The organism is Pseudalkalibacillus decolorationis, assembly GCF_024609785.1.
Taxonomy (GTDB): Bacteria; Bacillota; Bacilli; order Bacillales; family Fictibacillaceae; genus Pseudalkalibacillus; species Pseudalkalibacillus decolorationis.
On record NZ_JANHJQ010000028.1, the window covers coordinates 20,055 to 44,737 of the forward strand.

Below are 24,683 nucleotides of genomic sequence, written 5' to 3' on the forward strand. Positions count from 1 at the left end.
ATTCGGTTTTTGGAGGAGAACGTATGAAATTAAAACGTAGTGGCAGACTTGTCGACTTAACAAGGTACCTCCTCCAGCATCCTCATCAATTGATTTCTCTTTCATTTTTTAGTGAGCGGTATGGTGCAGCAAAATCCTCCATTAGTGAAGACTTGCTGATTATAAAAGAAAACTTTGAAGAGCAGGGTGCTGGTTGGTTGGTAACTGTGCCAGGCGCCGCCGGCGGGGTCAAGTACATTCCTCAAGTGTCTAAGGCAGAAGCAAAGCAGGTTATCAAGGAATTGCAAACTCTATTAAGTTCATCGGAACGGGTCCTTCCTGGAGGTTACCTATATATGACTGATATTATTGGGAACCCTTCGATCGTAGATAAGGTTGGTCGTATGTTTGCATCAATATTTTCCTCTCGTGACATTGATGTGGTAATGACCGTTGCAACAAAAGGTATTCCTTTAGCTTATGCAGTTGCATCTTATCTAAATGTTCCGGTTGTCATCGTTCGTAGTAATAGTCGTGTAACGGAAGGTTCAACCGTGAGCATCAATTATGTTTCTGGCTCGACAAAACGGATTCAATCTATGGCTCTGGCGAAAAGAAGTCTAAAATCTGGATCAAACGTTTTGATCGTGGATGATTTTATGAAGGCTGGCGGAACAATTAAAGGAATGATGGATCTTCTTCAGGAATTTGAGGCGAACATGGCGGGAATTGGAGTGCTAGTTGAATCTGAAGAAGTACAGGAGCGTCTAGTGGACGATTATCTTTCTGTAGCTAGACTATCTCATGTAGATGCACGAGAAAAACGAATTCAAGTTGAAGCAGGTAATTACCTGGATCGGATGGAGGGATAACGAATGGAAACAGTTTACACAAAAAATGCACCTGAAGCAATTGGACCTTACTCTCAAGGAGTGGTTGTAAACAATATGTTTTACAGTTCAGGCCAGATTGCATTAACACCAGAGGGAAGCCTAGCTGGTGAGGATGTCGAAACGCAAACACATCAAGTATTTGCAAACGTAAAGGCAGTTCTTGAAGAAGCGGGAGCATCACTAGACACTGTAGTTAAAACAACAGTATTTCTCAAAAACATGGAAAATTTCCCGCAAGTTAATGAGATTTATGCAAGTTATTTCGGTGACCATAAACCAGCGAGATCATGTGTGGAAGTTTCAAGGCTTCCTAAAGATGTTCTTGTTGAAATTGAGGTACTTGCAATTGTAGAAGGCGTTTAAAAGGTCCGGGAAAATTAGCTGTCGAATTTCTTCCTTGGCTCTTTTATCTTCTTTTTTGACACGTTAAGAAAGTATAAAAGTTTGCGGCATGGATGTAATGTCCAGCTTCAGCGCCCAACCACTTGGATCACTTCAGGCCTCCTGTGGCGGTAACAGCCTCCTCGTCGGTCTTCCAGTGACCTTCGTGGCTAAGCAGGGCGCTTGCGCTTTTCTTTAACATTCATTTGTAAGCGAAGGAAAATAACCACTTAGTTGATGCTGTTTTGTTTCTAGTTGGATCACCTAAAATAATAGACGTCAAAACCATCACCAACCGACAAAAATTTCATTATTTTGCAAAATATAAAATATTTTAATTATTTTTTATATTTTGAGCAGGAAAATGTTACTAGTGTGTAGAAACTACGTATTACGCTGGTATTATAAAAAAGGTGGTGTGTTTTACAAAATGGAAGTAACAGATGTAAGGCTTCGTCGAGTGAACACAGATGGACGTATGAAAGCCATCGCTTCAATCACCATCGATCATGAATTTGTTGTTCATGATATCCGGGTGATTGATGGAAATAATGGAATGTTTGTTGCCATGCCAAGCAAACGGACACCAGATGGAGAGTTCCGGGATATTGCGCATCCAATAACTTCTAATACTCGTGAAAAAATTCAGACAGCAGTATTGACCGAATACCATCGTGTAGGTGAACTGGAGTCCGCTTTGGAAGAAGCAGGCGCATCCTAAACCGCGCAACTAAGAACCTGATCATTCGATTAGGTTCTTTTATTTTGCTTAATTGCCTACAAAAAGGGAAATTTCCTCGTTTATAGAAAATATTAGAATGTTTCAATCTGGCGACAAATGCCTGAATTCCTTGAATAAACAAGAATTTTAAGATATATTCATAATGGAATAATAGAGCAAACACTGATTTAAGACAAAATATTTATAAGAACAAACCGAGCATTGGAGGTTTATTATGTTGAATCGATTTGCGGTGATTTTAGCCGCTGGTCAAGGAACTAGAATGAAATCCCATTTATATAAAGTGCTGCACCCTGTGTGTGGTAAGCCAATGGTGCAGCATGTAGTTGACCAAATTGAACTAGTCCAAGCGGATAAAATTGTGACAGTAATTGGTCATGGAGCAGATTTAGTGAAATCTCAGCTTGGAGATAAGATTGACTATGTCCTTCAAGAAAAACAGCTTGGGACAGGACATGCTGTCATGCAAGCGGAGGAGCAGCTTGGGAAACAAGATGGAACGACGCTAGTTGTGTGTGGGGACACCCCTCTTATTACAGCTGAAACAATAGAAGCGCTCATTAAACAACATGAGGAAGAACATGCAAAGGTAACATTGCTAACTGCCCATGCAGAAGATCCTTCAGGTTATGGAAGGGTTCTTCGTAATGACGATGGAACGGTTGCCAAGGTCGTAGAGCATAAAGACGCTACGGATAAAGAACGTTTAGTAAAAGAAATTAATACAGGAACATACTGTTTTGACAATAAAACACTATTTCAAGCACTGAAGCGAGTAAATAATAACAATGTACAAGGTGAATATTACCTCCCGGATGTCATTGAAATTGTAAAAAACAATGCAGAAACGGTTGCTGCCTATCAAACTCCGTCCTTTGAAGAAACGATTGGAGTCAATGATCGTGTTGCACTATCGGAAGCGGAACGAATTATGAAAAGTCGAATTAACACGGCGCATATGAAAAATGGCGTAACATTAATAGATCCTAAACAAACGTACATTGGTGCTGACGTACAGATTGGGCAGGATACAGTTATTAAGCCCGGAACGGTAATCTCAGGGTCTACTACGATTGGTGCAAATTGTGAAATCGGTCCAAACGTTGAGATAATTAATAGTAGGATTGGTGATAACACAATCATTCGACAATCCGTGGTAAGTGATAGTGGGATTGGCGAGCAAGCAGTAATCGGTCCGTATGCCCATATTCGGCCACAATCCGAGCTCGGAGACAATATTAAAGTCGGAAATTTTGTTGAAGTGAAGAAATCTAAAATGGGTGATGGAAGCAAAGCCTCCCATTTAAGCTACATCGGGGATGCAGAAATTGGTCAAGATGTTAACCTCGGCTGCGGTTCAATCACCGTCAACTACGATGGAAAGAACAAGCACCTCACTAAAGTAGAGGACGGAGCATTTATCGGTTGTAATTCTAACTTAATTGCACCGGTAACCGTAGGGAAAAATGCATATGTAGCTGCTGGATCTACGATAACAGATAATGTACCGGGTGAAGCACTATCAATTGCGCGTGCCCGTCAAACGAATAAAGAAAATTATGTTGCGCGAATCCAAGAAAAACAAAACAACCACGGGAGGAAAGATTGATGACCAAGTATGAAGATTCCAAGCTAAAAGTGTTCACCCTAAACTCCAATGAAGGTTTAGCAGAAGAAATAACAGAACATATTGGTGTGAATATGGGGAAATGTTCTGTTACAAGGTTCAGCGATGGTGAGATTCAAATCAACATTGAAGAAAGCATTCGTGGCGGAGAAGTGTATATTATTCAATCTACTTCAAGTCCTGTAAATGAACACATCATGGAGCTCCTCATTATGATTGATGCTCTGAAGCGGGCATCTGCAAAAACGATCAATGTTGTAATCCCTTATTACGGGTATGCGCGTCAGGACCGTAAAGCTCGATCTAGAGAGCCAATAACCTCAAAGCTTGTAGCAAACCTTTTAGAAACTGCAGGGGCAACACGTGTCATTACAATGGATCTTCATGCACCTCAGATTCAAGGATTCTTTGATATTCCTGTGGACCAACTTCTAGGTGTTCCAATTCTAGCAAACTTTTTTGAAGGCAAACATTTAGATGACATTGTTGTTGTTTCACCAGATCACGGTGGAGTAACACGTGCTAGAAAGATGGCTGACCGTCTTAAAGCACCGATTGCGATTATCGACAAAAGACGTCCTCGGCCGAATGTTGCAGAGGTTATGAATATTGTAGGTAACATTGAAGGAAAAACAGCAATCATAATTGATGATATTATCGATACTGCTGGAACAATTACTCTTGCAGCGAATGCATTAATTGAAAGTGGGGCAACCGATGTTTATGCGTGTTGTACCCACCCAGTATTGTCTGGACCAGCCATTGAGCGTATTGAGAATTCTAAAATTAAAGAACTCGTTGTAACAAACACAATCTCCCTATCTGAAGAAAAAATGAGTGAAAAAATAACTCAGCTTTCAGTAGCTCAACTTCTTGGTGAGGCGATTATTCGTGTCCATGAACAACAATCTGTTAGTAAGCTATTTGATTAATTCTTACATCAATGTTTGAACCATTCTGTTTTCGGGTATAGTTTATAAATAGCAACCGATACAGGAAGGTGATTATGTTATGGCTATAAAATTAAATGCACAAAAAAGAGATGACTTTACTCGTTCTACTACAAGAAAACTTCGTGAACAAGGACAGCTTCCGGCGGTGTTTTATGGAAATGGTAGCAGTCAACCGATTACATTAGACCGTATTGATTTTGTGAAAACAATACGTGAAGGTGGAATCAATGGAGTTATTACACTAACTGTTGAGAGCAATAAGCATTCTGTTATGGTGCAAGATGTACAGATGGACCACCTTAAAGACTTGATTGTCCATGCCGATTTCAGAGAAATTGACCTAAATGAAGAAACAGATGCAGATGTTCCAGTACATCTGGTTGGAGAATCTGTAGGCGTGAAGGAAGGTGGAGTTGTTCAACACTTCCTACATGATATTAATGTACGTGCATTACCAGCAGAGATACCAAGTGAACTTGAAGTAAACATTGAAGAGCTTAACGTTGGAGATGCATTTACTGTTGCAGATCTAATTGAAAACTCTTCATATAATATTTTGACAGACCCTGAAGAAGTTGTCGTTTCCGTTACGCCACCAACTGAAGAACCAGAGGAAGATGCAGCTGAGGAAACAGATGAAGAACCTGAGGTCATCAACCAAGGTGATAAAGACGATAACGATGAAGAAGATCAGAATTAAGAGTATTATAATAGTATTACTTTTAGAAATAAGGGGCGTAGCCGTTTGGGTTGCGCCTTTTTGTACGTTCCATCATACTAGTGCTAAAAGAGGATGTTCAAAAAGTCCGGGAAACATTGCTTTCGAATTTCTTCGTTGAGTTGTCACTTCGGTCCTCACGTAGTAATGATCTACGTTCCGGTCCTCGTGACTGCCGCGCCTCGAACTTCTCGGCCCTGTTTGTCCTCCTTTTTTGAACAGACACTTAAAGGTTATATTTAAAAAGGATGTTCAATGAACACACTTTAAAGGAGTATCACAGTATGTTAAATAAAATTTTGCGGCGGTGGAAAAAGGAAGGGTTCGAGGATATGAAAGTGATTGTAGGTCTTGGAAATCCAGGTTCTAAATTTGAAAACACAAAACATAATGTTGGTTTTAAAGTGATCGATCAATTATCAGAGCAACTTTCAATTCCGCTAAATAAGCAGAAGTTTAATGGATTGTTTGGCATAGGGAACATTGATGGGCATAAAATATGCTTATTAAAGCCATTAACCTACATGAACCGTTCTGGTGACTCTGTCATTCCTTTGATGAATTATTATAATGTAGAAGTTGATAATCTTTTAGTCATTTATGATGACCTAGATCTAGTTCCTGGAAAGCTACGGTTAAGGGAAAAAGGTAGCGCGGGTGGACACAATGGGATGAAATCGATTATACAACATCTTGGTATACAGAACTTCAAAAGGGTTCGAATTGGCATTGGCAGACCTGAGGGAGGCGAAGCAGTCCCAGATTATGTACTAAAAGCGTTCCGTCCTGACCAGAGGCCGCATATTGATGAAGTAGTGCAACGTTCAACAAAAGCATGTGAAGAGTGGATAAAGAGTCCGTTTATACAAGTAATGAATAAGTATAATGGTTGAATAGAAATGGAACTTCACGACCATAATGGTAGTAATGAGTCGTGGAGGTGGAGCAGCTGTTGAATATTTATTACAAATGTAAGCACTGTCATGTTCCGATAGGGAAGATTGGTGTGGACTCTGTCAATACAGTAAACTTGGGTTTTGAAGATCTTTCTGAGCTTGAGCGACAGGAATATTTATCATATGATGAAGAGGGACATTTACATGTAACGTCCATATGTGAGGATTGTTATGAGATGCTAATAAAACACCCGGATTATCATGCACTTGATACATTTATTCAATAATGAGCTTTGGTTGAGGAACCAAGGCCTTTTGTATTGACGATTTAAAAAATTTCAAAACGTACAAAACAATAAATAGTTGATTTTGTAAGGGGAGGAGAGAATGTGATGCAAGGTTTGCTTCATCACTTTTGTGAACAAGACGACTTCAAATCGCTTGTTTCAGGGATGAAAGAAGGTTTAAAGGAACAACTTGTTTCAGGCTTATCAGGTTCTGCAAGGACAATGATGATGGCCTGCCTATATCATACGAATCAATCACCTCAATTAATTGTGACACATAATCTTTTTCAAGCACAAAAGCTTTATGAAGATCTTGTTGCATTAGTCGGTGAGGATCATGTTTCGTTATATCCCGTTAATGAATTAACATCTGCAGAGATTGCGATTGCTAGTCCTGAATTGAAGTCTCAACGGATCGATGTGTTAAATAAATTAAGTAAACAGACGAAAGGAATAATTGTAACACCAATCGCAGGGCTTAGAAGGATGATCCCTCCGCGCTCTGTTTGGAAAAGTAGTCAGATTACCTTCGAGGTAGGTACAGATATCGACCTGGGTCAACTGAAAGATAGATTGGTTGCCATCGGCTATGAGCGGTCAGATATGATTTCTTCACAAGGAGAATTCAGTTTGAGGGGTGGGATCCTTGATATTTTTCCATTTACAGAACCTCAGCCTATACGAATAGAGCTCTTTGATACAGAAGTGGACTCCATTCGTTCTTTTGATGTGGAAACACAACGCTCCGAGAAACAGGTGGATCAAATCTCTATTGGTCCTGCAGCAGAGGTTTTACTCTATGAAGAGCATTTCCAAAATGGAATCACAAAAGTTGAACAAGGCCTAGCTCAATCTTTAAAAAAGGTAAAAGATGAACGAGTAAAGGAAAAGCTTTCTGAGCATATCGGTTACGAGCTTGAACAACTCAGACAAAAACAAACATTTCAAGGGACTTATAAATACATTGCTTATTATTATGATGAACCAGCTAGTTTACTAGATTATTTACCTGAAAAAACGGTCGTTATCATGGACGAGATTAGCCGTATCCAGGAAACTTCTACTCAGTTGGAGAAAGAGGAAGCGGAATGGCAAATAGCGCTACTTAATCAAGGCGAGATCCTGTCTGGTGTAACTTTGTCCCATCAATATGAGGAGTTGTTACAACATAGCAACAAGAGTTTTGTTTATTTATCCCTTTTTCTAAGACATGCGCCACATACAAACCCACAAAATATTATTAATATGAGCTGTAAAGCGATGCAAAATTTTCATGGTCAGCTTAATGTTCTTAAAACAGAGATCGATCGTTGGCATAAAAGCAAGGATTCTGTTGTATTTCTTGCAGCTAACCAAGAGCGGGGGAAAAGGTTAGAACGAGTGTTAGCCGATTACAGTATTCGGGCGGAAGTTGTTGAAGGTAAGACACCGCTTGCTCCAATGAAAAACCATATTATGATTGGCGACTTGAATGGTGGATTTGAGCTCCCAATGCAAAAGCTTGTTGTGTTAACAGAGGAAGAGGTTTTCACCAAGAAGGCACAGAAGTCCCGTCGGCCCCAAAAAATGTCCAATGCTGAACGAATTAAGAGTTATTCTGAATTGAAGGTTGGCGACTATGTCGTTCATATTAACCATGGGATTGGGAAGTACCTTGGTATTGAAACGCTTGAAATTAATGGAGTCCATAAAGATTACCTACACTTAAGATATGCAGGTGACGATAAGCTTTACGTTCCAGTTGAACAAATTGACCAGGTACAAAAGTATGTCGGATCAGAAGCAAATGAACCGAAAGTCTACAAGCTTGGTGGAAATGATTGGAAGAAGGTCAAAAGTAAAGTCCAATCCTCTGTTCAGGATATTGCTGATGATTTGATTAAGCTTTATGCCGAACGTGAGGCAGCAAAAGGATTTGCCTTTTCACGAGACGGTGGACTGCAGCAAGAGTTTGAAAGTATTTTTCCATATGAAGAAACAGAAGATCAGTTAAGGGCCATTGAAGAAATTAAAGAAGATATGGAAAAAGAACGACCGATGGATCGCTTGCTATGCGGGGATGTTGGATATGGAAAAACCGAGGTTGCCATTCGTTCAGCCTTTAAAGCTGTCCACGATGGAAAACAGGTAGCTTTGCTTGTTCCAACGACAATCCTTGCCCAACAGCATTACGAAACTCTCCAAGAACGTTTCGCAGACTTCCCAGTTACAATCAATTCTCTAAGTCGATTCCGTTCTCGCAAAGAACAAACAGAAACATTGAAAGGGCTTAAACAAGGAACAGTTGATATTGTCATCGGGACTCATCGCCTGCTGTCCAAAGATATTCAATTTCGGGAGCTCGGGTTATTAATCATTGATGAGGAACAACGATTCGGCGTTACTCATAAAGAAAAAATAAAGCGGATGAAGACCAATGTTGATGTGCTTACGTTGACGGCTACACCCATTCCGCGTACTCTCCATATGTCGATGCTTGGGGTTCGAGACCTTTCTGTAATCGAAACTCCGCCTGAAAATCGCTTTCCTGTGCAGACTTATGTAGTTGAATATAGTGGAAGTATGATTCGTGAGGCCATTGAAAGGGAACTTTCAAGAGGCGGTCAAGTGTATTTCTTATATAATAAAGTCGGATCCATACAACGGATGGCTGAGCAAATTTCGCAGCTTGTTCCAGATGCTCGTGTAGCCTTTGCTCATGGACAAATGAGAGAAAATGAACTTGAAGCTGTCATGATTGACTTTTTAGAGGGAAATTACGATGTTCTTGTTAGTACGACGATTATTGAAACAGGGGTGGATATTCCGAATGTAAATACCCTCATTGTTCATGACGCAGATAAAATGGGGTTGTCACAGTTGTATCAGCTTCGAGGGCGTGTGGGCCGATCGAATCGAGTTGCGTATTCCTACTTTATGTATCAACGCGATAAAGTACTTACCGAAGTGGCTGAAAAACGGTTGCAGTCGATTAAAGAATTCACAGAATTAGGTTCTGGGTTCAAAATTGCAATGCGTGACCTATCTATTCGAGGGGCAGGAAATCTTCTTGGAGCACAACAACATGGATTTATCGATTCAGTTGGATTTGACCTTTATTCTCAAATGCTTAAAGAAGCGATTGAAGAACGGAAAGGTGATGTACCTAAACAGGAAACCATTCAATTAGAAATGGACCTAGAAGTAGATGCATACCTCCCTACATCCTATATAAGTGATGAAAAACAAAAGATAGATATGTACAAACGTTTTAAAGCAATACAGAACTTAGAGGATGTTATGGATTTAAAAGACGAGATGATAGACCGTTTTGGGGACTACCCAGAACAGGTTGCCCATTTATTTTCCGTTTCGCGGATAAAGATGCGAGCACAAAGCGAAAAAGTAGAGAAGCTAGAAAAGGTTAAAAACCAGCAAATCCAAATTCTATTATCAAAAGAAGCAACGGCACGAATCGATGGTAGTAAGTTGTTTGAAATTGTAAACAAGATCGGTCGCCATGTTAATCTTGGTATGGATAAAGAACAAATCAAAGTCCTGATTAAACAACGCCAATTAACAGATGCAGAGCTTCTAGATGTGATCGAAGGGGTTTTAAAGGAATTTCCTAACGCAAAAAAGGAACCGATTCAAGCATAGAGGTTTAAAGGAAGTACCGTGATGTTTGCGCTTTTCTTACAAGTAAAGAAAGGTATAAAAATTTGCTGCATAGATGCGATTTCTAGCTCCAGCGCCCAGGTGCGCAGATCGTCGCTGGTTCCTCACAAACACAAAAAATGTGTTATGTTGCAGAATCATCAGCGCTTGCACTTTTCACCATATTAGAGAAAATTTCCGTTTTCTGTGAATAGATTGGCTTAACGTACGGATACTAAAGGAAAATGAATGGTATTTTTCTGCTGCAATACCATAAATGCCATTGTTTCTCCATAATAATGCAACGATAGAAAGTGAGGGCATCTACGAATGAAAGCCACAGGTATCGTACGTCGAATTGATGATCTTGGAAGGGTCGTCATCCCAAAGGAAATACGGAGAACCTTGCGGATACGGGAGGGAGATCCGCTTGAAATCTTCGTGGATCGAGAAGGGGAGGTCATCTTAAAGAAGTATTCTCCTATTAGTGAACTTGGAGATTTCGCACAGGAATATGCAGAGTCATTATACGAGCATTCCAAGCATATCGCATTAATATCTGATCGAGATGTATTTATCGCAGTAACCGGTGGGGGTAAGAAGGATTACCTGAACAAGAATATCGGAAAGGTAATCGAAACTTCAATGAACGATCGAAAAAGTGTCATTTCAACACCGGCTATATCAGTTGAAATGGTTGATGGTAATAGCGAATCTGTATCACATGTCATCGCGCCCATTGTAGCGAACGGTGACCCGATTGGGGCAGTTGTGTTGCTCTCAAAAACGGACAAGCAGGTCGGTGAAGTTGAACAAAAGCTAGCTGAAACTGCTGCTGGATTTTTAGCAAAACAAATGGAACAGTAGATGAAACATTTGAAGAATGATCCAAAGGGAGCGATTGATCTCTTTTTGGATCATTTTTTTCTGATTAGGTGCTATAAAAACCTTTAAGTTCTTATCTAATGAGTCATCCCTTAGTTTATCCCGTAGTTTTTTCGGTTATATTTCATGGTATAATGTGGCTATTATTGTCGAGTTTTGAGGCGGTGTTTGAACTGAATCATACAGAAATACAAAAATCATTTTGGAGAGGAACCTTAATTGTTTCGGGTGCAGCTCTAATTGTTAAGATATTAAGTGCTTTCTATCGAATTCCGTATCAGAATATTGCAGGCGACCTCGGACTTTATGTATATCAGCAAGTTTATCCTTTTTATGCAATTGCTTTTGCCCTGAGCATGTACGGCTTTCCGTTAATGCTTTCAAAAATTCTGTCAGAGCGAGAAGAGAGTGAGGATGTAAAAGGAATCTTGACTCATTCGTTTATAGGGTTAAGCCTCGCCTTTATTATTTTATTTTTGATCCTATATAGTTTTGTTCCAGTTATCGCCGAGTTTATGCGTGATCCAATGCTCGCTACACCATTAAAGATCGCATCGTACTCCTTCTTGTTTGTCCCCCTTCTTTCAATAACTCGTGGATACTTTCAAGGGGAAGGTGAAATGATGCCAACTGCTGTTTCGCAGGTAATTGAGCAACTTGTACGTGTGGGTTTAATCTTAATTTTAACAGTATGGTTAGTTTCTCAAGGTTTCGACCATTATGCTGTGGGAAGCGCTGCTATATTTGGTGGATTAATTGGCAGTTTCACATCTGTAATTGTGCTGTTGTTCTACATAAAGAAGCAGGGTGGTAAACAAGTTAACATACAAATCTCGGTTCATAAGGTGTTACCGATCCTTTGGGTGCTCGTTAAGGGAGGATTTGCAATCTGTGTAACCACTGTGCTGCTTGCACTTTTCCAACTGATTGATGCGTTTCAAGTCGTTCCCGCACTAGCGGAAGCAGGTATGGATATTCAGGAGGCGAAAGTGAGTAAGGGAATTTTCGACCGTGGACAGCCTCTTCTGCAATTAGGGACCGTGCTAGCAACAGCAATGGCTTTACCGCTCATTCCTTTCATAGCAAGGGCAAAACGAAGCCATCATATTGAGCAGATCAGAAAGTTTACTGGGATATCACTTAAATTCAGCTTCATCTTTGGCGGTGCTGCATCAGTTGGACTTGCAGTAATCATCGTCCCAACAAATGTGTTCCTGTATCAGGATACGAGTGGTTCCTTTGCATTAGGGATTCTAAGTGCAGCTATTTTATTTGGTTCACTTGCAATTACATCCTCTGCCGTTTTGCAAGGACTTGGGAAGATCGGATACCCTGTGTTGTTTATTTTAATTGCATTGGTCGTTAAGGGACTGCTGAATACCATCTTGCTTCCGTTATTTGGAATCGTTGGAGGCGCAATCTCAACTGTTATAGCTGCCGCATTTGTAACGATTTTGAATATCGTGACAATCGACCGTTTGACAGACGTGTTTAAAGCCCAACGTTTCTATAGCTGGAAGGTGATTCGTGCCCTTCTTTTAATGGCACTTGCTACGTTTTTGTGGAAGGAGCTTTTAATGGAGATTTACACTATTGAAAATCGGATATATGCAGGATGCGTGGCACTGTCGAGCGTATTGATTGGAGCAATCGTATTCGTAGCAGCACTTGTGTATCAAAAGGTTTGGAAAGAGGAAGAAATTAAAATGCTTCCAAAGGGACAAATATTGTTACGCTTGCTATACAGAGAAAGGAGCGAAGAAAGTGGATAATACAATTACGGTGATCGGACTTGGTGCAGGAGATCTTGATCAGATGCCCCTTGGCGTTTATAAGCAATTGAAAGAAACGCATCATTTATTTCTAAGAACAAAAGAGCATCCTGTAATAAACGAGCTCCAGAATGAGGGGGTCACCTTTAAGAGCTTTGATCATTTATATGAAAATTCCTCGGACTTTAGCAGTGTGTACCGGGAAATTGTAAAACAACTATGGATGGAATCGGAAACGAACAGCATCGTGTATGCAGTACCCGGACACCCACTTGTTGCGGAACAGACAGTCCAAATGCTTTTACAGGAAAAACCCGATCATAACGTAGATGTTGTTCTGAAGGGCGGACAAAGCTTTCTTGACGGGATGTTTCAAGCATTGCAAATCGACCCAATTGATGGATTCCAGCTCTTAGACGGCGTATCTTTAGCTATTGATCAGCCGAACTTACAACAGCATATTATTATTGCTCAGGTTTACGATTCTTTTACGGCTTCTCATGTAAAGCTCTTACTAATGGAGCGTTACCCTGATGAATATCCGGTTACTGTTGTTATGGGAGCTGGGACGAAGAAGGAAACGCTAGTAACTGTACCTCTATATGAACTTGATCGACATGTGGAAGTAAACAATTTAACAGCTCTTTATTTACCACCAATAAACGAGGAATCTCTTCTGAATCGAGAGTTCACAAGACTAAGAAACGTCATTCAAATATTACGTGGACCAGACGGCTGTCCGTGGGATAGGAAACAAACACATAAAAGCTTACGGAAATATCTTCTTGAAGAAGCATATGAAGTCATTGAGGCGATTGAAGAACAAGATGATCTTCACCTGATAGAAGAGCTCGGTGATGTTCTATTACAGGTTATGCTTCATGCCCAAATAGGCGAAGATGAAGGTTACTTTAATATCGGTGATGTTATTGAATCAATTACTGAAAAAATGATTCGCCGCCATCCCCACGTCTTTGGTGACGAAAAGCTTAACTCAGCTGAAGAAGTAAAGGAAGTATGGGATGAAATTAAAAAGAACGAACAAACCTCAAATGATCAAGAAAAATGCAAATCGATCCTTGATTCTGTCCATACGAACATTCCGGCGTTAACCCGTGCGGATAAACTGCAACAGAAAGCAGCGAAAGTAGGTTTTGATTGGAACAAGGTAGAACCGATCCACCAAAAAATCCAGGAAGAACTACAAGAGTTCCAAGAGGCTGTGGATAATAAAGATGTAGACGGAATGGAAGCGGAGTTTGGAGACTGTTTATTTGCACTTGTCAACCTTGCTCGTTATTATAATGTTGATCCTGAGCTTGCTCTAGGACGTACAAACCGTAAGTTTTACAGTCGATTCCGTTATATTGAACAAGAATTGCAAAAAGAAGGGGTTCCGATTGAAGAAGCATCACTAGAAAAAATGGATGTATACTGGGAAGAAGCAAAAAAATTGCACAAAAAGAAGGAATCTACAGATTTTTAGAGAAATTTATCGGTGGAATGGACAGAGACGCAGCTCCGTATGCGAATCAGTCTATCAAACAAAGCAAGAAATCTAGAGGAGGTACATACAAATGAACAAAAACGATTTGATTAATAATATCGCTGAGAAGTCTGGTATGACAAAGAAAGATGTAGAGACAGTTGTAAATGGCGTACTTTCGGAAATTACCGATACTCTAAAAGAGGGGAACAAGGTTCAGTTCGTCGGATTTGGTACGTTTGAAACAAGAGAACGCTCAAGCCGTTCTGGTCGTAATCCTCAAACTGGCGAAACAATTGATATTCCAGCATCTACTGTTCCGGCTTTCCGTGCAGGAAACAAGCTGAAAGAAGCTGTTAAATAAATGCGTCTAGATAAATTTTTGAAGGTTTCTCGCTTGATCAAACGACGTACAGTTGCAAAGGAAATCTCTGATCAAGGAAGAATCCAAATTAACGGGACAGCCAGTAAGGCCTCCTCCGTTGTTCAACCCGGAGATGAACTTCAAATTCGTTTCGGGCAAAAAGTCGTAACGGTTAAGGTTGAACAACTTAAAGAAACAACCAAAAAAGAGGATGCTGCCGGGATGTATACCATCCTCAAAGAGACGCGCACTCAAGAGGAAAATTAATTTCCCGCAGAATATTTGTAACAATGGAAATTGAATTAAAAGGGGTTATGAAGACACCGGGAAAACCGGTGTCTTTTTTGAGAGAAAGTATAAAATTTTGCTGCACAGATGCGGTGTCTAGTTGCAGCGCCCAGGTGTTCGAGGTCGCTTCAGTCCCCTTCCAGTGACCTTCGTGGTTACCCATGGCACTTGCGCTTTTCTTATCGTATCAGAATTCATAAGTTGAACTGGCTTGACGCTTTAAGTGTTGTCTTTTTGAGATTTGTAGTGGGCATATTGATGACGTATTGGACTATTAAGAGAAATAAATCGAAGGAACGTCAACTTAACGATGTAAAGTTCATCCGTTGCAACCCATTTAGGCGGGAAAGTCAAATAACGTTTGAGTTGAGATGCCTTTTTAGGGGATTTATAAGCTTTAACCTCCACCCCAAACATTAAATCAAGCACGGAATCTGTTATATCAACCACGAATCCTGTTAAATCGATCACGGATGGAATTATATCGACCACGCACAGTAAAATGGCCCCGACTTCACTTTCCCCCTGATGAAAAAATTTTAAATCCTAATGAACGGATCTCCACACGATGGCCGATCCGTTCGTTCTTAGATGGTTATAGGTGAGAAAGTATGAAACTTTGTTGTATAGATTAAGGGCGGTTCCGCCTTTCGGTATTTGTTCTAAAATCCCCTTGGGTCTCATACATTGGTACAAACCATGAGGAGGGGAGTCTCTATGGAACAATACTATGATTATAATGGACAGTCCTACGACAAATCTTCCACAGCCCCAGATCACGATGTTAAAATGCGTGGAAGGAAAGCATTGGATATAACAGGCGTTAAACAAGTTGAAAGCTTCGACAATGAAGAATTTCTGTTGGAAACCTCAATGGGTTTTCTTGCTATAAGAGGTTACAACTTAAAAATGAAAAATCTCAATCTGGAACAGGGCCTTGTCTCCATTGAGGGTAAGGTTTACGATCTCGTATACCTGGATCAACAACAGGGAGATAAATCTAAAGGATTTTTAAACAAACTATTCAAATGACGCTTACGGTTCAGTTCTACACAATACTTGCAATGATTGGAAGCGGAATATGGATCGGTGCATCACTAGATACCTACCATCGGTTTCAAACACGGAGAACACGTTGGAACTGGCTTCGCTTCATTAATGACATGTTGTTTTGGGTCTTACAAGCACTAATTATTTTTTACATTTTGCTCCAGGTTAATAAAGGCGAGGTCCGTGTTATCATCTTTTTAGCGTTACTTTGTGGCTTTGCCTGCTACAAAGGTGTCCTACAATCTTTTTTTAAGCGGTTTTTGGAACTTATTATAAATGTGGTCGTCCATATTTTCCGTTTCGGACAGAGAACCTTCACCATTCTAATTTTTAATCCGATAAAAGTAATATTGAATCTTATCGTTGGCTTCAGTAAAATGATAGGTAAGTCCTTATTATCGGTGCTCCTTTTCCTATGTGGAATCCTATTTTACCCGATTCGGCTTATAGGCAGATTGCTCCTATGGTTAATTCCGGAAAAAATGTGGACAAAACTACAAAGGGTAGCAGGAATTATAAGGAAGTCAACGAATAAAGTGAAGAGTTGGATTAGAATAAAGAGAAGGTAAAGGAGGTTCAGGATGGTTCAGCGTAACGGAAAAGTGACGGCTCTTAATGAAAATTATGTAAAAGAGGAAAAACTTAAACAACAACGGGCATCCAGAAGAAAAAAGGGATTGATCCGCCGTTTAACTGTGTTTGGTGTATTTATTGTCATCATCTCCACCGTCATGATATCTACGATTACCTCTCAGGCGACTGTAATCGCGGAGAAAAGAGATGAGCAACAAAAAGCTGAACAAAAATTGCAGCAAGTCAAAAAGGAAAAGACACAACTTAAAGAAGAAGTGAATAGACTACAAGACCCGGAATATATTGGAGAAGTTGCACGAAGAGACTATAACATGTCCAAGCGTGGGGAAACGATCTTTAAAGTTCCAGAAGAGGATGAAGACACTCGTTGACACTTGATTTTTAAGGCATGTATAATATAGAGGTGTTCAAATATTATCCAACATAAAATGTGTATGTTTGAGCACTGAGTAAATTAGAGCTTTTTTATTATTTAAGGAGGAGCAATTTTTACATGACAATTGAAGTAGGCAGCAAATTACAGGGAAAAGTATCAGGTATTACCCATTTTGGAGCATTTGTAGAGCTGCCAGATGGTATCACCGGATTGGTTCACATCAGCGAGGTTGCCGATCGTTACGTAAAGGATATCAACGAACATCTATCAGTCGGAGATGAGGTTGAGGTAAAAGTCATTAATGTGGATCCGAAGGGTAAGATCGGACTTTCGATTAAGAAAGCGAAAGAACAACCGAAACAATACAAGCCTAGAACAGATCGCCCACGTGGTCGAGGAGGAAAGCCATCGAGAAGGCCGAACAATGAATTCGTATCGTTTGAAGACAAATTGAATCGTTTTTTAAAGGATAGTGAAGAAAGTTTATCTACTCTCAAAAGGCAAACCGAATCCAAACGAGGGGGGCGCGGCGCCCGCCGGGGTTAACTAATATCTGCTGCTTACCGATTGTAGTAAAAATTTGCATTATATATCGGAGACGCAAGCACTATAATTAAGAAGAGGCTGATTCCAGATCAGCCTCTTTTTTATTGTTTAGCGAAACTATAAAATTCTTAAGCTATGGATAACTATTGATTCAAAATGTGCTTCAGTTCGGAGTTTGTACATAAGATTCTCTGAGGCAAATTAGCGTTAAGTATCAATGACTCTTCTTTAAGAGTGTAAGAAGATCATATTTAATGAAATACATGTATAGTTAACAGCTATTTTCAAAAGAATTCATCCGTATTGTGAATAATACATTTGGAAAACATGAAATTCGTCCGCACTGAGACTAATTCATCCGAAAAATAGGCAATTCATCCGTATCGAATAATTCAACTAAACGACAGGATAATAAGGAAAATTGGAGTTTTTGGGAAGATAAGAACCACAATATTTTTTAGTGTGGTTCATGTTTCAGAATCTCAAGCGTCTGAACTAAAGCATATGTGCAGATTAGACAAATGCCTTCGTGAAATTTGGTGCTGTTCTAGTTGTCCTTATTGTTACTGACCAAGGCGCTTCAGCTTTTCTAATATTGTCTAACCCCTTGGGGATCACTTCAGTCCTCTTGTAGCGGCGGCAGCCTTCTTGTTGGCCTTCCGGTGACCTTCGGGGTTACCCGGAGTGCTAGTGTTTTTCTTTTAATGTCGAAAAAAACTATTGACGTAAATCTGATAATCTTGTATTATTCTTGTTGTGTCTTTTATAAGCTCATTCTTATGGCGGTGTAGCTCAGCTGGCTAGAGCGTACGGTTCATACCCGTGAGGTCGGGGGTTCGATCCCCTTCGCCGCTACCACTTTTTTTGAAAATAATTACTAATATACTTTTGAAATCTCTATTAGAATGGCCCCTTGGTCAAGCGGTTAAGACACCGCCCTTTCACGGCGGTAACACGGGTTCGAATCCCGTAGGGGTCACCATTACATACTTTAATGAACAAGGTAGCTCTTTAGAGGGTTACCTTTTTTGGACCTGATTTCGGTATGTTTAGAAATTGTTTTAGCCCCCATAAGCAAATAGCTACTTGTAGAGAAATTAAAGCTATCTCCTTTTTATCCGACTTTTGTAGATGCTTCGTCATAATTTTCCCTTTGTTCTGTTTTTTATCTAAAACAGTTTCGAACCCTCTGATTTCCACGTATAGATGTATGAACTATTACCCATTAGTATACTTGCATCTAAGGTTCAGCCTTTATTTGATTCTAATGTTCCTCATTCAGAAAACAAGTTCATTATCATCCAATAGACCTATCTGAAATATGAGTTTTAATGGCGTCCAACCTCAAAACCCGTCGAGAAGTTTTGAAGGTGTGGACTGATGGTTTGACAAATTATGTATCACCTCTGTGTTTTAATAGAGAACACAAATCTATTAACGGGTGGTGCAACGGATGTTCGAAAAGGTAGGAACGATAGGAAGCGATATATTGAATAGGATTGTAGTCGTGGAAAAAATGAAAAGAAACGTAACATTTCAAACAAAAAGCGTAAAGCAAAGGATAGAACGTTTTTTCCTTCACTGGGGGGTGCTAATGTTCTGCACTGGTTTTTTGCTTGGTCGAGCCCTTATCCTATCTGAAATTTCCCCATTTGCGTTACCGTTTTTTGGAGCCGTACTAATGCTTAAGTCAGAACGAGCTGGTGTGGCAGCGGTAGCTCTACTGGCTGGGGCTTTAACAACATTTGATAAGACCGGATTATTTGTTTCAATAGGCTTAATTGTATTTATGATTCTCCATTCAATACTTACAAATCTATTAAAAAGCAATTACAAGATTTTACCGATTACAGTGTTTGCCGCGAGTTTTATAACGAGAATGAGTTTGCAGTCGTTTGCCTCAGAACCGATCACGACAGGGGCGTTGTTGATGGTTGTAATCGAGGCGGGCCTTGGCAGTATACTGACAATGATTTTTCTGCAAAGCATCCCACTGCTCTCTCTTAAGAAAATCCAACACTCTTTAAAAAATGAAGAAATCGTATGTTTCATCATATTGTTGGCCTCAGTTATGACAGGCACGATCGGATGGCAAATCTATGATCTATCAATTGAACATATATTATCTCGTTACCTAGTCCTTGTGTTTGCGATTGTAGGCGGTGCAGCTATCGGCGCTACTGTAGGAGTTGTTACAGGGCTTATCCTTGGGCTTGCGAATATAGACAGCCTTTATCAAATGAGTCTACTCGCATTTTCTGGTTTATTAGGGGGTCTTCTAAAAGAGGGGAGAAAAATCGGTGTAAGCATCGGATTACTAATCGGCACACTATTACTCGGTCTGTATGGAGAAGAAAATGTAGTGTTAACACAAACCCTATTGGAGTCGGGTGCTGCAATGGCTTTGTTCCTGTTAACACCGAACAGTGCGATTTCTAAAGTATCCCGCTACATACCTGGTACAAAGGAATATACGCAGGAGCAACAACAATATTTACGGAAAATACGTGATGTAACAGCAAATCGGGTCGAGCAGTTTTCTACTTTGTTCCAGGCTCTTTCCCATAGTTTTTCAACAGCCGGATCGGTTGGAATAAAAGAGGAAGAAGGAACCAGGGAGCTTGATATGTTTCTTAGTAATATCACTGAAAAGACGTGTCAAACGTGTTTTAAAAAACGGCATTGCTGGGCAAATAATTTTGATACGACCTACAATTTGATGACACAAATAATGGCTGACACTACTCCGCAAGGCAAGCTAAAGGACAGAGGATTACAAATGGAATGGGAGCGCCATTGTGTCCGTTCAAAGAAGGTTGCTGAAACGATACAGTATGAGCTTGGACAATACCATGCCAATATAAAACTAAAACAACAGGTTAAGGAGAGTAGAAGGTTAGTAGCAGAACAGCTACATGGAGTTTCCCAGGTAATGGACAACTTTGCTAAGGAAATTCAGAGAGAACGTGAAAACCATCAAATACAAGAGGAGCAAATTAAAGAGTCGCTTGATGACATTGGGCTTGAGGTTGGAAACGTTGAAATCTACTCTCTTGATAGAGGGTGTGTTGATATAGAAATGAGTATACCTTACTGCAACGGACGAGGGGAATCAGAAAAGGTCATTGCCCCTTTATTGTCGGATATTCTAGAGGAAACAGTAATTGTCAAAAGTGAGGAGTGCGCTGTATATCCAAACGGGTATTGTCATGTAGTGTTTAGCTCAGCCCAAAACTTTGTCGTGGAAACAGGTGTTTCAAGTGCAGCAAAGGGTGGCGCCTGGATTTCAGGGGATAGTCATTCAATGATTGAACTTGGCGTAGGTAAATATGCAGTTGCAATCAGTGATGGGATGGGCAATGGGGAAAGGGCACATCTTGAAAGTAATGAAACCTTGAAGTTATTACAGAAAATTCTACAATCAGGGATCGATGAAACAACCGCAATTAAATCAGTGAACTCTGTCCTCTCGTTAAGAACGACAGACGAGGTGTTCTCAACGCTGGACTTGGCCATGATTGACCTCCAAGCTGCATCTGTTCGATTTTTGAAAATCGGCTCCAGTCCGAGCTTTGTAAAGCGCGGGGACCAAGTTAGAATGATTGAAGGAAGTAATCTTCCGATGGGGATCATTGAAGAGTTTGACGTAGAAGTCGTGAATGATCAATTGAAATCGGGTGACCTTCTTGTAATGATGAGCGATGGCATTTTTGAGGGGCCAAAACACGTCGAAAACACCGAGCTGTGGATGAAACGGAAAATTCGCGAGATAGACTCTGATGATCCTCAGATAATTGCTGACTTGTTACTCGAAGAAGTGATTCGAACGGATAGTGGTCAAATTGAGGATGATATGACAGTTGTCGTTACGAAGATTGAACGAAACATACCTAAGTGGTCGACGATTCCACAACGTAAAAAGGCATACCGAAAGCAGGCATGACAAGCCTTCATTAACGTATAAATCCCCTTTACCTTGTCCATGATGGTAATAATCATTGACGAGAGGGGATTTTTTGTATGAGGAAGGGAACGTTGAGGCAAATACTTTTGATAACGGACGGATGCTCGAATCACGGTGAAGACCCAGTAGCCATTGCTGCACTCGCAAAGGAAAAAGGGATTACTGTTAATGTCATCGGTATATTATCCCGGAACGAAGCCTACGGTGAACATGGTTTAAAAGAAGTCGAAGATATTGCTATGAGCGGTGGAGGAATTAGTCAAATTGTGTACGCAAATCAACTGGCTCAAACGGTTAAGATGGTCACCCAAAAAGCAATGACCCAGACGATACATGGGATGATCAACAAGGAGCTTACTCACATTCTTGGTGAAGGTCAACAAATGGAGGACCTTCCTCCCGAGAAACGTGGTCAGGTTATGGAGGTTGTCGATGAATTTGGTGAAATGGTTGATCTAGAAGTGCTTATCCTAGTTGATATCTCTGCCAGTATGGATGATAAACTTCCAACCGTGCAAGAATCGTTGATCGACCTTTCTATTTCATTAAATTCAAGAACCGGAAACAACTTATTTGCAATTTATGCATTTCCCGGAAAACGTCAACCTATTGATCGGCTAATTGATTGGGACCCACAGCTTGATTCACTTGTAAAAACGTTTAAAAAGATTTCCACAGGTGGCATTACACCGACAGGTCCAGCATTGAGGGAAGCACTTGAACTTTTTTCAGAAAAACGATCGAAACAAGAGCTGCTAGGTGGCGATGATGAATACATCGAAGAATCCGGAAGCTAATATCACCCCAGGTTCTATTATCCTCGGAAAGTGGAGCCAGAATCAATATACCATCCTTCGAGAGCTCGGATCGGGGGCAACTGGGACCGTTTATCTCGCACGTGGGAATGGAACAAAGGTCGCCTTAAAGGTGAGCAGCGATAGCCTTTCGATAACATCGGAAGTAAATGTCCTTAAGTACCTATCGAAGGTCCAGGGGAAAAAGCTTGGGCCTTCTTTTATCGAAATGGACGACTGGGTTCATACAGGCCGCTCAATTCCTTTTTATGTAATGGAATATGTTCAAGGTGATACATTGTTTTCTTTCATGAAGCAGCGAAAGGATGAATGGTTTGGGATTATCCTTATTCAACTGCTTGGAGACTTGCATGATTTGCATAATGCGGGATGGGTCTTTGGAGACTTAAAGCCTGACAACCTTCTCATTTCGGGGCCACCGCCGAAAATACGCTGGCTTGATGTTGGAGGAACTACGATGGTTGGAAGAGCGATTAAGGAATATACGGAGTTTTTTGATAGAGGATTCTGGGGACTTGGATCAAGGCGAGCAGAACCATCATACGATCTTTTTGCGGTTGCAATGATTATCATTAACTTTGCTTATCCGTCCCGATTTGAAAAGAAAGAAGGGGGATGGGAGCAACTTAAACGATATATTGATAAGGAACGTTGGCTACGAAAATATAGTAGGTTCCTTGATAAAGCGATCAACGGTCAATATCAATCTGCTTTAGAGATGAAACAAGATCTCCTTTCTTATTATTCAAAAAAGACCTCTCCAACCATTCATAAACGAACAAAATCAATTAGCTATCATAAGAAGCCAAATCCACAAATGCGATATCAGAAAAAGAAGGTTCAGAAGCGCCGTGGGTATTTGGAAACGATCCTGATTGTCCTAATAATGTTCGCCTTTTATGTCATTTATCTCATAGGTCACATGTAAATTGAACGAATAAATTGACATTGTCTGATGGTTCTTCTATGATGGCATAGATTTCTTTTGAACTTGTTTATAAGGGGATAGGGACATGCTTGAAGCGGTGGATGCTTTCGTAAAACGTCATCAGCTATTGTGTGAGAAAACAACAATTGTAATAGGAGTTTCAGGAGGTCCGGATTCGATGGCACTTTTGGATTACTTCATACAAAAGAAAAGTTCTATGGGATTGATGCTTATAGCTGCACACGTCGATCACATGTTTCGTGGTGATGAATCTGCTGAAGATGCAACATTCGTGCAAACATACTGCATCAGCCATGACATCCCGTTTGAATCTGCTCAAATAAATGTACCATTATATATAAAAGAAACAGGTGAATCACCACAGCAAGCTGCGCGTAACGTAAGATATAAGTTCTTTGAATCTGTAATGAAACAGTATGGGGCAAATTCTCTTGCTCTTGCCCATCACGGCGACGATCAGATTGAAACGATGCTCATGGGTATTGTACGCGGTGCAGGTCGGTCTAGTCTCACTGGAATTCCTGTTCGCCGCTCTTTTTCAACGGGTTCCATTATCCGCCCGTTTCTAGGAATAACGAAAGAGGAAATTGTGCACTATTGTAAGGATAGAGGGATTGAGTACAAAGTCGATCCTAGTAATTCCAGTCACCGTTACACTCGAAACCGTTATCGAACACAGGTTCTCCCCTTTCTTAAGAAGGAAGAAGAGGATGTTCATTTAAAGTTTCAACGCTTAAGCGAACGGTCAACAGAAGATGAAGAGCTGTTACAATCAATCTGTAAACAGAAGATGGAAGATGTCATTTTGCAAAAATGTGACAAACGAATGACATTGTCGGTAGGGCGTTTTCTGGAGCTGGCAAATCCTTTACAAAGGAGAGGGATTCATCTAATATTAAACTATCTTTATCGCTCGGATTCTTCCATTATTTCATCAACACATATCGAGGATTGCAGGCATCTTTTACAATCTCAAAGGCCATCTGGATTGTTAAGTTTTCCAAAAGGGTTAACCGTGAAGCGAAATTATGATGAGTGTTTGTTTTCATTTGAGAACAAAGAACGAATAAATCGCTATACTCACCGTCTCGAGATTGGAGAGGTTTATGACCTACCTGTAGGCAATCTATCATTGATGAACGTTCAACAAAATGCTAGCGAGCAAATGTATCTTGGAAGGGAGCACTTTCTCCTTCATCCTTCACAGGTACATTGGCCTTTAGTCGTTCGAACGCGAAAAAAAGGGGATCGAATCCAGCCTAAAGGAATGCAAGGGACCCAAAAGGTTAAAGATATTTTTATTGATGCAAAGCTCAATCGAGAGTTAAGAGACATTTGGCCGATTGTAGTGGATTCATCTGGCACAATTGTATGGATCCCATTAATGAAACATGCAGAACTGCCGAATGCAGAAAATCGAGATCAAACAAAGATGATTCTGCACTTTGAAAATTACAGGCATCAGGTCTAGGAGGAATACAT

The 24,683-nt window shown here is 40.4% G+C and carries 22 protein-coding genes and 2 tRNA genes; all 24 read left to right on the forward strand.

Annotated elements, in window-relative coordinates; translation table 11 throughout:
- The first annotated feature begins 23 nt into the window (after window positions 1-23).
- A complete protein-coding gene (purR, locus tag NON16_RS20550; protein WP_257351294.1) occupies window positions 24-851 on the forward strand; it encodes a pur operon repressor in 828 nt (275 codons plus the stop codon).
- Window positions 852-854: 3 nt separating this feature from the next.
- A complete protein-coding gene (locus NON16_RS20555; protein ID WP_257351295.1) occupies window positions 855-1,235 on the forward strand; it encodes a RidA family protein in 381 nt (126 codons plus the stop codon).
- A gap of 448 nt (window positions 1,236-1,683) precedes the next feature.
- A complete protein-coding gene (gene spoVG / locus NON16_RS20560) occupies window positions 1,684-1,974 on the forward strand; it encodes a septation regulator SpoVG (RefSeq protein WP_221569249.1) in 291 nt (96 codons plus the stop codon).
- A gap of 235 nt (window positions 1,975-2,209) precedes the next feature.
- Window positions 2,210-3,604, forward strand: a complete 1,395-nt coding sequence (glmU, locus tag NON16_RS20565) for a bifunctional UDP-N-acetylglucosamine diphosphorylase/glucosamine-1-phosphate N-acetyltransferase GlmU (protein WP_257351296.1) — start codon at window positions 2,210-2,212, stop codon at window positions 3,602-3,604.
- Complete coding sequence (locus NON16_RS20570; protein WP_372508853.1) at window positions 3,604-4,554, forward strand: ribose-phosphate diphosphokinase; 951 nt, start codon at window positions 3,604-3,606, stop codon at window positions 4,552-4,554. Before glmU ends, NON16_RS20570 begins: the two co-directional genes overlap by 1 nt.
- Window positions 4,555-4,633: 79 nt before the next feature.
- Window positions 4,634-5,275: a 50S ribosomal protein L25/general stress protein Ctc gene (locus tag NON16_RS20575; protein WP_257351298.1), complete on the forward strand. Its 642-nt coding sequence runs from the start codon at window positions 4,634-4,636 to the stop codon at window positions 5,273-5,275.
- A 350-nt stretch (window positions 5,276-5,625) separates the two neighbouring features.
- Window positions 5,626-6,186: an aminoacyl-tRNA hydrolase gene (pth, locus tag NON16_RS20580; RefSeq protein ID WP_257351326.1), complete on the forward strand. Its 561-nt coding sequence runs from the start codon at window positions 5,626-5,628 to the stop codon at window positions 6,184-6,186.
- 59 nt (window positions 6,187-6,245) lie between these two features.
- Entirely contained in the window at window positions 6,246-6,476 is a 231-nt protein-coding gene (fin, locus tag NON16_RS20585; protein WP_257351299.1) for an anti-sigma-F factor Fin, read from the forward strand.
- A gap of 105 nt (window positions 6,477-6,581) precedes the next feature.
- A complete protein-coding gene (mfd, locus tag NON16_RS20590) occupies window positions 6,582-10,115 on the forward strand; it encodes a transcription-repair coupling factor (RefSeq protein ID WP_257351327.1) in 3,534 nt (1,177 codons plus the stop codon).
- Between the two features lie 327 nt (window positions 10,116-10,442).
- Window positions 10,443-10,979 (forward strand): stage V sporulation protein T, encoded by a 537-nt coding sequence (spoVT, locus tag NON16_RS20595; RefSeq protein WP_257351300.1) that lies wholly within the window; start codon window positions 10,443-10,445, stop codon window positions 10,977-10,979.
- Between the two features lie 164 nt (window positions 10,980-11,143).
- On the forward strand, window positions 11,144-12,769 hold the full coding sequence (locus tag NON16_RS20600) for a putative polysaccharide biosynthesis protein (RefSeq protein WP_257351301.1): 1,626 nt from the start codon (window positions 11,144-11,146) through the stop codon (window positions 12,767-12,769).
- Window positions 12,762-14,255, forward strand: a complete 1,494-nt coding sequence (yabN, locus tag NON16_RS20605; protein ID WP_257351302.1) for a bifunctional methyltransferase/pyrophosphohydrolase YabN — start codon at window positions 12,762-12,764, stop codon at window positions 14,253-14,255. The genes NON16_RS20600 and yabN overlap by 8 nt, the downstream gene beginning before the upstream one ends.
- Window positions 14,256-14,346: 91 nt before the next feature.
- The gene (locus NON16_RS20610) at window positions 14,347-14,619 is read left to right on the forward strand and encodes an HU family DNA-binding protein (RefSeq protein WP_257351303.1); all 273 of its coding nucleotides are present in this window, start codon (window positions 14,347-14,349) and stop codon (window positions 14,617-14,619) included.
- Window positions 14,620-14,886 carry an RNA-binding S4 domain-containing protein gene (locus tag NON16_RS20615; protein ID WP_257351304.1) on the forward strand — a complete coding sequence of 89 codons (267 nt, stop codon included), beginning with the start codon at window positions 14,620-14,622 and terminating at the stop codon, window positions 14,884-14,886.
- 738 nt (window positions 14,887-15,624) lie between these two features.
- Window positions 15,625-15,939 carry a sporulation protein YabP gene (yabP, locus tag NON16_RS20620; protein ID WP_257351305.1) on the forward strand — a complete coding sequence of 105 codons (315 nt, stop codon included), beginning with the start codon at window positions 15,625-15,627 and terminating at the stop codon, window positions 15,937-15,939.
- Window positions 15,936-16,526, forward strand: coding sequence for a spore cortex biosynthesis protein YabQ (gene yabQ, locus NON16_RS25745; RefSeq protein WP_372508854.1), 591 nt, complete (start codon window positions 15,936-15,938; stop codon window positions 16,524-16,526). The genes yabP and yabQ overlap by 4 nt, the downstream gene beginning before the upstream one ends.
- Before the next feature lie 12 nt (window positions 16,527-16,538).
- Entirely contained in the window at window positions 16,539-16,922 is a 384-nt protein-coding gene (locus NON16_RS20625) for an FtsB family cell division protein (protein WP_257351306.1), read from the forward strand.
- A 122-nt stretch (window positions 16,923-17,044) separates the two neighbouring features.
- Window positions 17,045-17,473 carry a S1 domain-containing RNA-binding protein gene (locus NON16_RS20630; protein ID WP_257351307.1) on the forward strand — a complete coding sequence of 143 codons (429 nt, stop codon included), beginning with the start codon at window positions 17,045-17,047 and terminating at the stop codon, window positions 17,471-17,473.
- Window positions 17,474-18,254: 781 nt separating this feature from the next.
- A tRNA-Met gene (locus tag NON16_RS20635) sits at window positions 18,255-18,331 on the forward strand.
- A 49-nt stretch (window positions 18,332-18,380) separates the two neighbouring features.
- A tRNA-Glu gene (locus NON16_RS20640) sits at window positions 18,381-18,455 on the forward strand.
- A gap of 471 nt (window positions 18,456-18,926) precedes the next feature.
- Window positions 18,927-21,416: a stage II sporulation protein E gene (gene spoIIE / locus NON16_RS20645; RefSeq protein WP_257351308.1), complete on the forward strand. Its 2,490-nt coding sequence runs from the start codon at window positions 18,927-18,929 to the stop codon at window positions 21,414-21,416.
- A 77-nt stretch (window positions 21,417-21,493) separates the two neighbouring features.
- Window positions 21,494-22,234 (forward strand): VWA domain-containing protein, encoded by a 741-nt coding sequence (locus NON16_RS20650; RefSeq protein ID WP_257351309.1) that lies wholly within the window; start codon window positions 21,494-21,496, stop codon window positions 22,232-22,234.
- On the forward strand, window positions 22,206-23,180 hold the full coding sequence (locus NON16_RS20655) for a protein kinase domain-containing protein (protein ID WP_308216642.1): 975 nt from the start codon (window positions 22,206-22,208) through the stop codon (window positions 23,178-23,180). Before NON16_RS20650 ends, NON16_RS20655 begins: the two co-directional genes overlap by 29 nt.
- A gap of 85 nt (window positions 23,181-23,265) precedes the next feature.
- Entirely contained in the window at window positions 23,266-24,672 is a 1,407-nt protein-coding gene (gene tilS, locus NON16_RS20660; protein WP_257351311.1) for a tRNA lysidine(34) synthetase TilS, read from the forward strand.
- The last annotated feature ends 11 nt before the right edge of the window (window positions 24,673-24,683 follow it).